Raw genomic sequence first — 13,930 nt, forward strand, 5'->3', positions numbered from 1 at the left:
GATATCAGATTAATTGAATAATATTCACAACGGGTCAACCCAATCATCAGGAGATGGTTAAATAATTAAAGGACTAAAAGGCAGCGCAATTTTCTTCAACTCATCACGACGCCAATCAAGCGAACCGCCCGTTCCGTAACGTGGGCGTTCTATTGTGTGCCCCATAAGTATCCGGCGCAATTCGTCATCGATGTTCGCCTCTTTCATGCGATCCTCAAAGGAATGGCGAAACGAATAAATCTTATGGTTTGGCGTTGGGAACAAACTGTTTTCCTTGAAATACTTATTCAAGGTCGCAGACAGGTCATTCTCGCGGTTCTTGTAACGCGGAAAACCTACTTTGTGCTTCTGGAACACAGCCAACGCCACGCCCACCAGTGGCACGATACGCTCCGATGATGAGGTTTTAATCTCACGTGGATCATCCGGATCATCACGCGGTTCAATGGCTATGTGAGGAACTTTATGCGACAGACGGATCGAGGAAGGCGACAAGTTTGCCAACTCACTTGGCCGTGCACCAGTTTCGATGAGCGCCAGCACAATACCCCTCGCCTCATCATTCAGTGTTTCGAGATTGCCTGGCTTCATAATCGTGTTGATCAACCATTCACGCGGGAAAGGAGGACGAGAACGCTTTTTCTTGTTCGAGAAGTTGAGACGCGCGAACGGATTCTGCTTTCCCTCCTCGCCAATGTAATTAAAATACGCATCATACAGCACGCGCATGTTACCAATGTCGCGATTTCCAGACGATGCAGAGTGCGTAATCTTGCCATCCTTCGGCGCGATCCGCTCCAGCCAGTGGCGATAGAGCTTCATGGCGTCATCGCGTGTGATGTCGGTCATAGCCTTGTCACTGACGATCTGTACGAAGTTATTCACCGCGCGGAGCTTTACCTTTTTCCACTGCGCTTTCTGCACAGCACTTTTATTGACCAGCTCATCCGGAACGATCTCATCACAATAAATTTCGAATGCCTTGCTAACGGTCACAAGCGGCACCGGCACCATACCGGCAACACCTTGCGCCAACTCCTGCGGCAACCTTTGTGAGACAACCATTTCCAATCGCGTCACAATCTCTTCCAGTGAAGAGTTTGCAGCCAGCGCATGCGATGAACGATATGTGAGGCCCAACGCCTCTATGCGGCGCATAGATGCCTCGTATCGTGCTCGCGCAGGGTCTCGCGGCTCATCGAGTATCATTGAGGCCCAAAGGATATTGTCGGCCTCTTCCATCAAATCGCGCTTCGAGCGAGCAAGAGCCAGATCATCAGTCTTCAGTGAAATGCGAATCGTTGGTGCGCGTTCGTCAACGTGAGCGATATTTCCGGGGACGCGACGGCGGTAATAATAGTTGCCAGTCCGCTCGAACAGGAACCGATCCGGATCCAGTTTACTCGTAATTCGCCCCATAAACGCACCCCAAAACAGTGTCAAAAAGCTCACCGTGTAGCACGCTATGTATCACAGTTTAGGGCAAGTTTGTAAATCACCAATGTGTCCATTGTTGATTTACGCTTTAATATCAATTGGTTAGTTAATTTTTACTTCAAGAATAATGGTGCGGATAGAGGGACTCGAACCCCCACGGTCTCCCGCCAGAACCTAAATCTGGTGCGTCTACCAATTTCGCCATATCCGCTTCTGAACCGAGGTGCACTCCACCGAATGCACAGTATCGTCTCAGATATTGAACCGCCTCTCGAAAGCGCGCGTCTCTATAACATTCAAATTTCCCGGTTCAAAGGAAAAAAGCCGTTTTAACTAGATTGATTTTCAGCTCTTTCGAGCCGAAGCGCTTTCGTGCTTTCCGCCCCTATATAGCGATCTTATCGCCTTAGCCAAGCTCTTTTTATTCAAAGTCTGATTAATAGAGTGGCTCTTGGTAAAGTTGCGTACCTTTGTCGCGCAAAGCCTTGATTACAGCGGTACCTGCATCATCCACAGCAACTACCGCGGTGATTTCTAAATCACGCTGGCTATCCTCAATCACACGCCCCTCACCTTCAGGCACATAATAGCGCTCTATGCCGTAACGCATATTGAGCGTGGCATCCGGATAATCAGTAATCGCGTAGGTCGATTCTCCGCGAATCTGAACTTCATCAGAAGCAAGGTCCGTGAAGGGGACGAAAGATGCACGCGCAACATGCCAAACGCCGCCATCACCGGGCTTCAAAGATACATAAACAGTGCGCGAACCATCGACGGGCGATCCGTTGATCAACTTGCGGTCAATCGACGTGATATCATAGCCAAGGATCACATAATCTCCGCGCATCAAGTCGCGAGGATCAATAGCGCGCGTTTGAAGCACGACCTCATGGCCGGAGCGCAGCACAGAAGCACGCTCCTCGATGCTCGCGTAAAGAATGCCAGTTTGAAGTACGGCTGCAACTACAGCACCGGCATAAAGCCACTTACTCTTTAATAAGCTCATAGCTTCAACTCCCCTTGGCGCTTTCGTCCGAACCTATTTTCCATGCGACGAACGAAGGCCGCCAGAAGAAGAACCAGAACGCCGGCAATCAGGAAGAAGCCAGATGTGCCGATCATTGAGCCGACGGTTGTGAAGGCCAGATAAAGTACTTCAAATGAAAAAGCCGCATAGGCAATCGAACGTAAACTGCCATTATCCCGCCCGCATAGTGCAAGCGCGCCGACGGAGAGCGCCAGAATGGTAATGCCAAAGACCACATCTTGCGTCACGTCCTTGTCGAAGATCGTTGAAAGCATGGTGTCGAGCTGGAGAATACCCAACGCCAGCAATGCAAGCAGTAGACCGTATGATGCCAATGGGTGCGCAAAGCGCGTAAGCTTCTGCACCGCTTGATGCGCAAAGGCGTCGGCAAGCATAAGCGCAACGCCGGAGGCCAACATCAAACCGAGGATCACACGGCTTTCATTTTCTGAATAGAGAAGCGTGGCCCAGCCCAAAACGAACAGGCACAGAATATGCGCCGCATGTCGGGATTGTGTGAAGCGTGCAGCAATAGCTCCCACCAGAACCAACAAAGGCCCGATCCAGCGATAGCTCAGACTGCCATAATCATTATCGAACATATAGGTTGAAAGATAGAAACAGGCGACTGCCGCACCAAAAGCCGTAAGCACCGATGAGCGGAGCAGGAAAGCCGCTGCAAAAACACCAACTGCCCAGACAACGGCCGCAGAATGCACATCGCCCGACATATGATACATCTGCCCAACAAGCGCGATACCGGCACCGAACGATGCTGCGGCAATTACATAGAGAGCCTGGGGCAAAACAGTATCACCACGGGTCTGCCGCCATGCACCACCGACATAGCAAACCCATATTAGCGCAAAGATCAGGCCGATACGTGCCATGCGGGGCATATCCTGCCAGTTCGCAGCCACCAGCATGATGACGGCTGCTCCCAGCAAAAGCCCACCCAGCGTTGCCAGAACCGAACCAAGGCTGAACCGGGGTCCACGTTTTTCGAGGTCAGCGTTGAGCCGTGATGCAGTCTCTGCATCGATAAGGCCTTCATGCTGCCAGCGCGCCACTAGGCGCTCTACTGAAACTGAAAACGACAAAACAACTCCCGAAGAATCTATCCGTTGACGGTATCAACCCACCAAGTGGCTGAGAACATATAGGAAACTCGCCAGCCGGCAAACAATTACCTTCGGGCGCTTTATGGCAATTTCGTGCCTTACTAGAGCGCCGTGCGTCCGAATGGACGCACAAAGGACGCTCTAGCTTTTTACTCTAAGCATCGTGCTTTCCAAAAATCAAAATCGATTTTTGGGCCGATGCTTTTCTAATCGATTTAGAGCGTCGTGCGGAACCCGCAAAGCAGCTATGCAAACTTGGGTCTGCAAGTAGTGAAAACAATGCGTTATATCATGGGCAGCAAACAAGATGAATTGATAATCAGTTCCTCAACGATGAAGGAATACCACCATGAACCTTATCCGCTCTTACAGCAATTGGCGCCGTTACCGCGATACAGTCAACGAGCTTAACCAGCTTTCGACTCGCGAACTCAACGACCTTGGCATTTCCCGCGCAGACATCCCATATGTAGCGCGTCAGTCTAAGGGTCGTTAAGCCCAACCGGCTCTAAAACGAATTCAAATTTGCTGGGCCTGAATCCTCCTCCCATCAGGCCCGGTTCGTCGCAAAGCACTCCTCCTCCCAAGCTTTGCGATACTATAGGACCGGACTCTCCTCCTCCCAATTCCGGTCTGACAATAATGGCATCCATCGCACCTCCTCCCGCGATGGATGCCATTAGTTTTTCTGGCACCTGTTTACCCTCTCGCGACGCTCTTCTCCCATTGAAGGCGGCATGCAAAGGAGGTAAGGGATTTGCCATGTCAAAAGATACAAATCTCTCCCCCGTACATGTCATCGGCGGCGGCCTCGCTGGCTCAGAAGCCGCTTGGCAGCTTGCGCAAGCTGGCGTGCCTGTTGTTCTGCATGAAATGCGTCCCGTTCGCGGCACAGATGCGCACAAGACAGATCATCTTGCAGAACTGGTTTGTTCAAACTCTTTCCGCTCGGACGATGCCGAAACCAATGCTGTTGGCGTGCTTCACGCAGAAATGCGCCTCGCAGGATCGCTGATCATGGCTTGCGCCGACGCTAATCAGGTTCCGGCTGGTGGTGCTTTGGCCGTTGATCGTGACGGCTTTTCGCAGGCAGTGACCGAAAAGCTTGAAGCGCATCCGCTCATCACCATAGAGCGCGAAGAAGTCACCGGCTTGCCGCCGGAAGAATGGGGTCAGGCGATTGTTGCAACTGGTCCTCTGACCGCGCCATCATTGGCTGAATCTATTCAGGCGCAAACCGGCGCGAATGCTTTGGCGTTTTTCGATGCCATCGCGCCGATCGTGCATTTTGATTCGATCAATATGGATGTCTGCTGGTTCCAGTCGCGTTATGACAAGGTTGGTCCCGGAGGCACCGGCAAGGATTACATCAACTGCCCTATGGACAAGGAGCAGTATGAGGCTTTCGTTGCGGCCCTCATCGAAGGCGACACGACAGATTTCAAGGAATGGGAAGGCACGCCCTATTTTGATGGCTGCCTGCCAATCGAAGTCATGGCAGAACGCGGTGCTGAAACATTGCGTCACGGCCCGATGAAGCCAATGGGCCTCACCAATGAGCATAATCCGACGGTCAAAGCCTATGCGGTCGTGCAGCTTCGTCAGGACAATGCGCTTGGCACGCTCTACAACATGGTCGGTTTCCAAACGAAGCTGAAATACGGTTCCCAGACTGGCATCTTCAAGATGATCCCCGGTCTTGAGAATGCAGAATTTGCACGTCTGGGCGGTTTGCATCGCAATACCTACCTCAATTCCCCAGTGCTGCTCGACAATGTGCTGCGTCTCAAATCACGCGAGAGCGTGCGCTTTGCGGGTCAGATCACCGGTTGCGAGGGCTATGTCGAATCATCGGCCATTGGTCTGCTGGCCGGACGTTTTACCGCTGCCGAAAAGCTAGGCAAAACGCCTGTTGCACCACCGCTAACCACTGCTTTTGGCGCACTGCTCGGCCACATCACTGGCGGTCACATCGTTGCTGATGATGCAGAGCCGGGCAAGCGTTCATTCCAGCCAATGAATGTGAATTTCGGCTTGTTCCCGCCGATTGAAGTCCCAAAAACCGAAGGTAAGCGTCTTCGCGGCAAAGAAAAGACGATTGCGAAAAAGCGCGCAATGTCTGCGCGTGCACTTGCTGATTTTCAGGAATGGCTGAGCAACAACGCTTAGTTTTAAAATATTGTAAAACAAAGAGATAAGGCGGCTTTCTCAATGAGGTTACCGCCTTATTTTTTAAAAACCAGCTCTAAACATCAGCCATTGTTTGCGTATAGCCGAAAGGTCTGCAACCTGATCGGCGGCTTTGCTGCCGAGCCGCTCAATGGCATTGAGATAGGCTGGAACAAGCGCCATCGGCAGAAATGCCGGACCGAGGCTTTTCGGCAAATCTTTCTTTGCTTTATCGAAAATCGCCAGATGTTCGCGCGCAAGCGCGATCATCACACTGACAACCCGTTCATGGGCAGATTTGTCATCATTGGCCAGAAATGCTTCACGCGACACGCCAACCGCCTGCAACATATCCGCGGGCACATAAAGCTGTCCACGACGACGATGGATCGGCAGAAGACGCAAAAGACCCGTCACCGCCTGAGCAACACCGGCGTGGCCGATCGTTTCTGTGTGCGCCTGTGCTGCATCACGATCAAGAATAAGCCCTGCAAGCTGGATCAGCGCAGAGGCCGTTTCGCCGCAATAGCCTTCCAGATCATTCCGGCTTGGCATCTGATCATCATAGAGATCGAAAATACGTGCTTCGCAGTAATTATCGAAAGCCGCGCGAGGTAGATCATATTTCGTAATCGTGTCGATCAGCGCGGCTGCTAATGGATGCGCTTCCGCACTTCCGCGCGCTTCACCATTGATAAGATCGCGCCACCATTGCAGACGAACTTCTCCAGGCAATGGTTCATGAACCAGATCACGGATACGCGCGATTTCGGTGTTAAAGGCGTAGAGGGCCGCCAATGCTCCGCGCTTGTCCTCCGGCGCATACAGCACTGAAAGATAGCGATCCCGGTCAGCCTCACGCAAAAGCGCCAGGCAATGTTCTTCATTCTGGTTCATAAGTTCAGTCTACCGCAAGCAGCGCCGCTGCAACCGCACGATCTTCCGCAAGCAGGACATTATAAGTGCGCACCGCAGCGCCGGTGCTCATCGGGTCGGACGAAATACGGTGTTCGCGCAGCATAGCGCGCACATCTTCCGGGATGCGGCGCAAATCCATGCCAGTTCCAACGAGCAGAATTTCGATATCACTCGCCTGTTCCAGAATAGCACCCAGATCATTGACCGAAATAATCGGCGGCGTCTTGGGCTCCCATCCATGAATCCCGGATGGCAGGCAAAGGATTGACCCGATATGCGACATATCGGCAAAGCGGAAACCACCATTGCCATAGGCATCAATCGGTGCGCGGCCCGGAAAATGGGCTTCGCGAATTTCTATACCCTTAGCCATGCCAGAGCTTTTCCAGTTTAGGTTGAGTCATTAGAAATGCTCTGTCCATTTTTGCGCACATCTTGTTCCGAAAACCGGTTCCCACTTTTCGGGATGTGCTCTAATTATCCAGATTGAGCGACTGCTCAAGATCATCACTCATTGCATCTTTGTCTGCTTCTCGCGGTTTGAGGCCGAACTGAACCAGCAAAGGTGCTGCGATAAATATCGAAGAATACGTCGCAACGATGATACCCACGCTCAGTGCCAGTGCGAACATTCGAATATCGGCACCACCAAACATATAGAGCGGAATATGCGCAATGAAAGTCACAAAGGCTGTCGGCAGGGTACGCGACAAGGTCTGGTTGATCGAGGCGTCGATAATCGCGGGCAATGGAGCACTGCTATAACGGCGCAGGTTTTCACGCACGCGGTCATAGATCACGATGGTATCGTTGAGCGAGTAACCGATGATCGTCAAAACCGCCGCAACACTCCACAGATTGAATTCCATTCGGAAGACGATGAACACGCCCGCCAGAATGATCACGTCGTGAAGTGTGGAAAGAACCGCACCCAACGCCAGTTGCCAACGGAATCTCACCCAGACATAGACGAAAATACCGGCGAGAGACAAAAACAGTGCCAGAAGCCCTGCCTGTGAAAGCTGCTCGGATACTGTCGGGCCGACCACTTCAACACGCTGGAACGAATAATCCTGCTCGAACTCGCCACGCAGTTTCACTGCAACGGTCTGCTCGGCATCGTCACCCACTTCCTGACTGCCGATGATAACAAGAGCTGAGCGTGGCGACTTTGCAGGCAGCACACGCGCGCTGTCGATGTTCAGCTCGCTCATGCGTTCTTCAATGTCTGGCAGATCTGCGTCACCGCTGCGCGCCTGCAATTCGACCATTGAGCCGCCACGGAAATCGATACCGTAGTTGAAGCCAATATTGACGAAGAGCGCGACAACGATTGCTGAAGCAAGGACTGAAATCGCAAGCGTTACGAATTGCAAACGCATAAACGGAATATGTGTAACCGTCGGCACCAGCTTCAGACGACGCTTTGGAATTTCCTTCGGCTTTGCAGTCCGCACCCATTGTGCGATCAGCAGACGCGTGAAAGTCAGCGTCGTGAACAGTGTCGTCAGAATACCAATTGTGACGGTAAGCGCAAAACCATGAACCGGGCCTGACCCCATCAGGAACAGCACGAGCGCTGCAATCATCGTGGTCAAGTTGGCGTCAACAATCGTGGAAAGCGCACGGTAGAAGCCCGATTCCATTGCCTGAACAACGGAATAGCCCTTGCGCCGATCTTCACGAACGCGTTCATAAATCAGAATATTGGCGTCAACCGCCATACCGATAATAAGGACGATACCCGCAACACTCGCAAGCGTTATGGATGCCCCGATCAGCGATATCACCGCAACGAGAATGACCATATTGACGACAAGCGCCACCATGGCAATCACGCCGAGGACGCCATAGGACAGGATCATAAACAGGCCGACGAGCACCATTGCGAGCAATGCTGCGGAAACTGCAGCACTCGCATAATCGTCACCCAATGCAGATGCGATTGTGCGTTCTTCCAGAACTGTAACGGCCTTGGGCAGAGCACCTGAACGCAGAACGACCGACATATTGTTGGCCGATTGCAAATCGAAGGCACCCGAAATCTGCAATTCATCGGTATCAAGCGGCTCGTCAACGACAGGTGCAGAAACGACCTGATTATCGACGACGATAGCAAAAGTCTTATCGGTGACCTGAGCGGTCGCGGCTGCGAGCGCACTGCGCCCCTTCTCATCCAGTGTCAGAGTGATGACAGGTTCATTGTCATCGCCACCAAGCGTCGCTTTTGCATCGACAACGTCCGCTCCTGTGAAAATTGGCTGCTTTTTAACGAGATAGCCAACGGGCGGATCGTCAGAAGAATAAATAATCGAACTATCCGTCGGCGAAGCACCACCGCGAATCACATCATCGGGCGACATGCTATCATCAACAGCAAGGAACGACAGTTCGCCTCGAATGCTGAGAATATCTTTTAGAAGCTGCGCGTCATAAAGCCCCGGAACTTCAACACGAATACGATTGCGGCCTTCTTCATCAACAATCGGGTTGCCATAACCCAATTCCTCAAGACGCTGACGCATAACGTCTTTGGTGCGGTCGACATCGCCTCGGCCAGGGTTTTGCACCTGAAGGACAAGGCGGGAACCACCCGACAGATCAAGCCCGAGAGCGACCTGTTTTGTGGGTAGAAAGCCGGGCAGATTAGCCAGAGTTTCACGCGAGAAAAAATTGGGCGATGCAATGATGAAGCTGGCGATGATTGCCAACCAAATCAGAGCCGATTTCCAACGTGAAAAATATAGCATCGGGCAGCAATTCCGTTTCGGCTGGAAGAACTTAAACCGGATGCGAAATACAGCCGGTGTTGTGGGAAGCATGCGCTTTACGCGCGCTTCACAATAATGAACAGGCCCCGGTTAGAGCGCACAGCGCACTAACCATTTATATCTTCTGCATAATTCTTAAACTGTCTCAAGTTTAAGAATTATGCGGTAGGGAATCCTTACCGGGGCCTGTTCAAATCAAAAATTACTTATTCTTGTTATCAGCGACTGGTTCGCCCTTAACGCGCACTTCAGAAAGAGCGCTGCGCAGAACGCGAATCTTTACGCCTTCGGCGATTTCAACGTCGAGTTCACCATCGTCATGGACCTTCTGGACTTTACCGACAATGCCGCCACCCGTTACAACTGTATCACCGCGACGAACAGCAGCCAGCATTTCCTGACGCTTCTTCATCTGCGTCCGCTGTGGACGGATGATGAGGAAATACATGATAACGAAGATCAGAACGAAAGGCAGAATGCTCATGAGCATATCTGGGCCCATTACGCCGCCGGAAGCTTGAGCATAAGCTGGTGTTACAAACATTAGGTACTCCTCTGGAAGTCTCAAAGACAAATTCTTAATGGCATTACAATGGTTAGTGCGCCAATTGCAACCGACGATGGCTTCAGTCGGTCAAGGTCTAACACTTTTCCTGCTGGTTGTTGCATGTTAAGCCATCATCCTCATTAGCTGAGGGCATGGAATGACCACCGAAAATATACTGAGCCAGAAACTCGACCGCCTGATCGCGGCTTTGGAGCGTATCGCGCCGCCACAACCCACAACACCCGATCTTGAATCTGCAGACTGTTTTGTCTGGGCGCCTGAGCGTCTGACACTTGATGCGGTTAAGCGCGTCAACCGCGTCGATATCGGACTTATCCGTGGCGTCGATCTGGTGCGCGATCAGCTTGTCGATAATACACGCCGCTTCGCTAAAGGTTATCCGGCTAATAACGTCCTTCTTTGGGGCGCGCGCGGCATGGGCAAATCCTCGCTCGTCAAGGCAGCGCAAGCCAGCGTCAATGCTGAACAGGCCGACAAGCTTCCGCTGAAACTCGTTGAAATTCATCGCGAAGACATCGACAGCCTCCCTGCCCTGATGAACCTCATAAAGGAAGGGCCTTACCGCTTTATCCTGTTCTGCGATGATCTGTCATTCGATCATGATGATACGTCTTACAAGTCGCTGAAAGCAGCCCTTGAAGGCGGTGTAGAAGGTCGCCCGGACAATGTGATTTTCTATGCGACATCCAATCGCCGTCACCTAATGCCGCGTGACATGATCGACAATGAACGCTCAACTGCTGTGAACCCATCGGAGGCGATTGAAGAAAAAGTATCATTGTCTGATCGCTTTGGCCTGTGGCTTGGTTTCCACAAATGCAATCAGGAAGACTATCTGGCGATGGTTGATGGCTATGCCGCGAATTACCAGCTGGATTACGATTCAAAGCTACTGCATGCAGAGGCGTTGACATGGTCAACCACACGCGGCAATCGCTCGGGCCGTGTTGCCTGGCAGTATATTCAGGATCTGGCTGGCCGACTTGGAAAAGCAATATAGATTTCGATAAAAAAAGGCGGGTTTAAAACCCGCCTTTCATACTTCTGCGATCGAGTTCCGGTTATGATTCCAGATATTTGGAAGGATTGACCGGCGATGAATTCTTACGCACTTCAAAGTGCAGCTTTGGCGACTTCGCGTTGCCGCTCATGCCGGACTTTGCAATATCTTCGCCGCGACGAACCTTCTGGCCACGCTGCACGAGGATTTGGCTGTTATGTCCGTAGACGGTTACAAGCCCATTGTCGTGACGGATCAAAACCGTCTGTCCGAATTCCTTCAAGCCATCGCCCGAATAGATAACAACGCCGTTTTCAGCAGCTTTTACAGCAGTACCTTCCGGCACCATGATGTCGATACCGTCATTGACCGAAGTGCCATCACGCTGACCGAAGCTTGCGAGAACGCGACCACGAACCGGCCAGCGCATCTGCGAAATTCCGGTCGATGATGGTGCTGCGGACTGATCCTTTTCAGCGTCTTCGATGACCTTATTGCTCGCTGATGGCGGCGTATAAGGCTTGACGTTTGAAGCTTCATTCGGTGCAACCGAAGCAGTCTGCACTGGTGCGGCAACGGCTGGCTTGACCGGCTGTGGCGATACGGCTGCAACCTGCGTTGCGGCACCCGCTGTCGATGGAATAACAAGATTCTGGCCTACACGGATTGCACCGTTGGAAAGGCCATTCGCCTGCTTTAACTGTTCAACTGGTACGTTGTGCTTCTGCGCAATCGAGAAGAGCGAATCACCAGATTTAACCGCATAACCACCCGCAGCAGCGGCAGCAACAGGCGCCACAACATGACCAGCAGCAGGAATTGGCGCACCATTAGCGGTTGCTGGCAACTGTCCAAGAACATTCGCCTTCGCATTAGCGGCTGCATTGTTTGCAGCACCGGCAGCGCTTGCTACCTGCGTTCCGGCATTATTGACATGGCTCGCTGCCACGTCACGCGTCTGGTTCACCTGATTTTGTGCCTGCGTTGCAGCGGCAGCGACAGGTGCCGAAGACACTGGCGGCAAACTGTTGCGCTGAACGGACCCACTTGAAACAGGTGGTGCCGCAGCTATCGGTGCAGATGCGTAAACATCATTAGCCGGCTGCTGCTGAACAACACGCTGATTAGGCGTGGAGCCCGTAAACATGCCATCGGTAAAGCGCATTGTATCGGCGCTACACCCTGCACCAAAACCTGCAATGAGAACGATCGCTGCATTTCGCAGGAGACGTTCAGACGTATGCTGCAATATTGGAAAACGCATGATCAACTCGCCCAACTCTAGAACTCACTTGGACTCATTAAAACGCGTTAATGTTACTCGCTGGTTAAGAATGGAGATTTCTTATAAAAAATATTCACCAATTAGACACCATAAGCACACAGAAACGCCGCGCCGTAAGCAAATATGCGCTGTAAAAAAGTTTTTTGTATGGAACCAAAGGCGAGCAATTTCCTCACAAAACGGAGGATATGCCTTCAATAAACGGCTGATAACGAACAGGCATAATATTGGCCTGCTCAAAACGGCTACCAACTTTCGCAATACGCGTTACCATTTGCACGTCGTCACCCGGGCCGACTGGTGCTACCAGAACACCATGTGTCGCAAGAAGCTCCACGAAATGACGTGGAATATCTTCACACGCCAGCCAGATTATGATTCGGTCAAATGGTCCGCCCGGCATGCCATGACGACCATCAGCATGTTTGACCATGATGTTTTCACGCTTAAGTGTCACGAACTGCTGCAAGGCGCGGTCGCAAAGCTTGCGATAACGCTCAACCGTCGTCACACGGCCAGACAACATCGACATGACAGCGGCGGTAAAGCCGGAACCTGTGCCAATTTCCAGCACACGATGACCCGCCTCAAGATCAAGCGCTGCAATCATGCGCGCCTGATCGTCGATGCCTTCGATATATTCGCCGCAATCAAGCGGCGCAGTGCGTTGGCTGAAAGCAAGATGCGACCACGCAGAGCCCATAAAGCTCTGACGTGGCGTTGCTTCAATTGCGCCAAAGAGGCGGGCATCATTGATGCCGCGCGCTCTCATGCGCATGACGAAGGATGCAAATCCTTCCCTGTCCGAAAGCTGCGGGCGTTCAGACACAGCCTGATTCATGCTTCGACCCCAAGTGCTTCAACACCAAGTGCCTTGCTGAGATCTGCACGGACCTTCTGCGCGGTCAGATCGAGCTGGAGCGGCGTTACGGAAATAAAATCACCCTTGATCGCAGCGACATCACTGTCCGCTGCAACTTCAGCTTTCGTGCGGCCAAATTGCAGCCAGAAATAAGGGAAGCCACGACCATCGAGACGCTCATCAAGACGCGCATCATGGCTGAGTTTGCCCTGCGCAGTCACGCGAGTGCCTTTGACTTCATCAGGTGCGCAATTCGGGAAATTCAAATTGATCAAAACGCCTTCAGGCCAGCCAGCTTCGACGAGTTTTTTAATCAGCTCAGGCGCATGCGTTTCTGCAGTTTCCCAAGGCAGAACACGACGGCCATCGTCGTAATCATACTCCTGCGAAAGAGCGATTGCCTTCACACCGAGAAGTGTACCTTCCATAGCACCTGCAACAGTGCCGGAATAAGTGACATCGTCAGCCATGTTAGCGCCAGAATTAACGCCCGACAGAATGAGGTCTGGCGCTTCAGGCAGCACGTGACGCACGCCCATGATAACGCAATCGGTCGGTGTGCCGCGCAGTGCGAAGTGACGTTCATCAATCTGGCGCAGGCGAAGCGGCTCTGACAGTGTGAGCGAATGCGCAAGGCCGCTCTGATCTGTTTCGGGAGCAACAACCCAGACATCGTCTGAGAGCTTGCGTGCGATACGCTCCAGAACTGCGAGGCCTTCAGCGTGGATACCATCATCGTTCGTCAGCAAAATTCGCACGTCGTCACTCC

At 52.2% G+C, this 13,930-nt stretch carries 13 protein-coding genes and 1 tRNA gene; 3 read left to right on the forward strand and 11 right to left on the reverse strand.

Translation table 11 applies throughout. The annotated features are described in order from the left end of the window. Positions 1–57: 57 nt before the first annotated feature. The 4 genes from ACOZHT_RS00590 to ACOZHT_RS00605 all read right to left on the reverse strand — a co-directional run bounded on the left by ACOZHT_RS00590 (position 58) and on the right by ACOZHT_RS00605 (position 3,567). Positions 58–1,419 carry a DUF6538 domain-containing protein gene (locus ACOZHT_RS00590; RefSeq protein WP_421565250.1) on the reverse strand — a complete coding sequence of 454 codons (1,362 nt, stop codon included), beginning with the start codon at positions 1,417–1,419 and terminating at the stop codon, positions 58–60. 146 nt (positions 1,420–1,565) lie between these two features. Continuing rightward, a tRNA-Leu gene (locus ACOZHT_RS00595) sits at positions 1,566–1,648 on the reverse strand. A gap of 225 nt (positions 1,649–1,873) precedes the next feature. Beyond that, positions 1,874–2,446 carry a GDYXXLXY domain-containing protein gene (locus tag ACOZHT_RS00600; protein WP_339508502.1) on the reverse strand — a complete coding sequence of 191 codons (573 nt, stop codon included), beginning with the start codon at positions 2,444–2,446 and terminating at the stop codon, positions 1,874–1,876. Then, entirely contained in the window at positions 2,443–3,567 is a 1,125-nt protein-coding gene (locus ACOZHT_RS00605) for a DUF2157 domain-containing protein (protein WP_339508500.1), read from the reverse strand. The genes ACOZHT_RS00600 and ACOZHT_RS00605 overlap by 4 nt, the downstream gene beginning before the upstream one ends. Before the next feature lie 370 nt (positions 3,568–3,937). Here ACOZHT_RS00605 and ACOZHT_RS00610 point away from each other — a divergent pair, with 370 nt between their 5' ends. After that, positions 3,938–4,084, forward strand: coding sequence for a DUF1127 domain-containing protein (locus ACOZHT_RS00610; protein WP_250039747.1), 147 nt, complete (start codon positions 3,938–3,940; stop codon positions 4,082–4,084). A 266-nt stretch (positions 4,085–4,350) separates the two neighbouring features. After that, the gene (gene trmFO, locus ACOZHT_RS00615) at positions 4,351–5,757 is read left to right on the forward strand and encodes a methylenetetrahydrofolate--tRNA-(uracil(54)-C(5))-methyltransferase (FADH(2)-oxidizing) TrmFO (RefSeq protein WP_339508497.1); all 1,407 of its coding nucleotides are present in this window, start codon (positions 4,351–4,353) and stop codon (positions 5,755–5,757) included. Positions 5,758–5,820: 63 nt separating this feature from the next. On the opposite strand, the gene ACOZHT_RS00620 is transcribed toward trmFO, so the two are convergent. The 4 genes from ACOZHT_RS00620 to yajC all read right to left on the reverse strand — a co-directional run bounded on the left by ACOZHT_RS00620 (position 5,821) and on the right by yajC (position 9,990). Further along, entirely contained in the window at positions 5,821–6,654 is an 834-nt protein-coding gene (locus ACOZHT_RS00620) for a phytoene/squalene synthase family protein (protein ID WP_339508495.1), read from the reverse strand. A gap of 4 nt (positions 6,655–6,658) precedes the next feature. Continuing rightward, the gene (locus ACOZHT_RS00625; protein ID WP_339508493.1) at positions 6,659–7,048 is read right to left on the reverse strand and encodes an Mth938-like domain-containing protein; all 390 of its coding nucleotides are present in this window, start codon (positions 7,046–7,048) and stop codon (positions 6,659–6,661) included. 100 nt (positions 7,049–7,148) lie between these two features. Beyond that, on the reverse strand, positions 7,149–9,497 hold the full coding sequence (gene secDF, locus ACOZHT_RS00630) for a protein translocase subunit SecDF (protein ID WP_339508491.1): 2,349 nt from the start codon (positions 9,495–9,497) through the stop codon (positions 7,149–7,151). A gap of 151 nt (positions 9,498–9,648) precedes the next feature. Next, positions 9,649–9,990 (reverse strand): preprotein translocase subunit YajC, encoded by a 342-nt coding sequence (yajC, locus tag ACOZHT_RS00635; protein WP_339508489.1) that lies wholly within the window; start codon positions 9,988–9,990, stop codon positions 9,649–9,651. A 160-nt stretch (positions 9,991–10,150) separates the two neighbouring features. On the opposite strand from yajC, the gene ACOZHT_RS00640 reads away from it, so the two are divergent. Next, positions 10,151–11,014, forward strand: a complete 864-nt coding sequence (locus ACOZHT_RS00640; protein ID WP_339508487.1) for an ATP-binding protein — start codon at positions 10,151–10,153, stop codon at positions 11,012–11,014. Between the two features lie 61 nt (positions 11,015–11,075). Here ACOZHT_RS00640 and dipM read toward each other — a convergent pair whose 3' ends face one another. The 3 genes from dipM to surE all read right to left on the reverse strand — a co-directional run bounded on the left by dipM (position 11,076) and on the right by surE (position 13,919). Further along, positions 11,076–12,293, reverse strand: coding sequence for a cell division endopeptidase DipM (gene dipM, locus ACOZHT_RS00645; RefSeq protein ID WP_339508485.1), 1,218 nt, complete (start codon positions 12,291–12,293; stop codon positions 11,076–11,078). 178 nt (positions 12,294–12,471) lie between these two features. Beyond that, entirely contained in the window at positions 12,472–13,140 is a 669-nt protein-coding gene (locus ACOZHT_RS00650) for a protein-L-isoaspartate(D-aspartate) O-methyltransferase (RefSeq protein WP_339508483.1), read from the reverse strand. Next, positions 13,137–13,919: a 5'/3'-nucleotidase SurE gene (surE, locus tag ACOZHT_RS00655; protein WP_421565251.1), complete on the reverse strand. Its 783-nt coding sequence runs from the start codon at positions 13,917–13,919 to the stop codon at positions 13,137–13,139. The genes ACOZHT_RS00650 and surE overlap by 4 nt, the downstream gene beginning before the upstream one ends. Positions 13,920–13,930: the final 11 nt, after the last annotated feature.

It is taken from the genome of Ochrobactrum sp. EDr1-4 (assembly GCF_049199085.1).
Lineage (GTDB): Bacteria > Pseudomonadota > Alphaproteobacteria > Rhizobiales > Rhizobiaceae > Brucella.

Excerpts from the sequence above, each read along its gene's own strand:
- ACOZHT_RS00625 (WP_339508493.1), bottom strand. The coding sequence starts at position 7,048 with ATGGCTAAGGGTATAGAAATTCGCGAAGCCCATTTTCCGGGCCGCGCA.
- ACOZHT_RS00600 (WP_339508502.1), bottom strand. The coding sequence starts at position 2,446 with ATGAGCTTATTAAAGAGTAAGTGGCTTTATGCCGGTGCTGTAGTTGCA.
- ACOZHT_RS00620 (WP_339508495.1), bottom strand. The coding sequence starts at position 6,654 with ATGAACCAGAATGAAGAACATTGCCTGGCGCTTTTGCGTGAGGCTGAC.
- ACOZHT_RS00610 (WP_250039747.1), top strand. The coding sequence starts at position 3,938 with ATGAACCTTATCCGCTCTTACAGCAATTGGCGCCGTTACCGCGATACA.
- trmFO (WP_339508497.1), top strand. The coding sequence starts at position 4,351 with ATGTCAAAAGATACAAATCTCTCCCCCGTACATGTCATCGGCGGCGGC.
- ACOZHT_RS00590 (WP_421565250.1), bottom strand. The coding sequence starts at position 1,419 with ATGGGGCGAATTACGAGTAAACTGGATCCGGATCGGTTCCTGTTCGAG.
- ACOZHT_RS00640 (WP_339508487.1), top strand. The coding sequence starts at position 10,151 with ATGACCACCGAAAATATACTGAGCCAGAAACTCGACCGCCTGATCGCG.
- ACOZHT_RS00650 (WP_339508483.1), bottom strand. The coding sequence starts at position 13,140 with ATGAATCAGGCTGTGTCTGAACGCCCGCAGCTTTCGGACAGGGAAGGA.
- yajC (WP_339508489.1), bottom strand. The coding sequence starts at position 9,990 with ATGTTTGTAACACCAGCTTATGCTCAAGCTTCCGGCGGCGTAATGGGC.
- secDF (WP_339508491.1), bottom strand. The coding sequence starts at position 9,497 with ATGCTTCCCACAACACCGGCTGTATTTCGCATCCGGTTTAAGTTCTTC.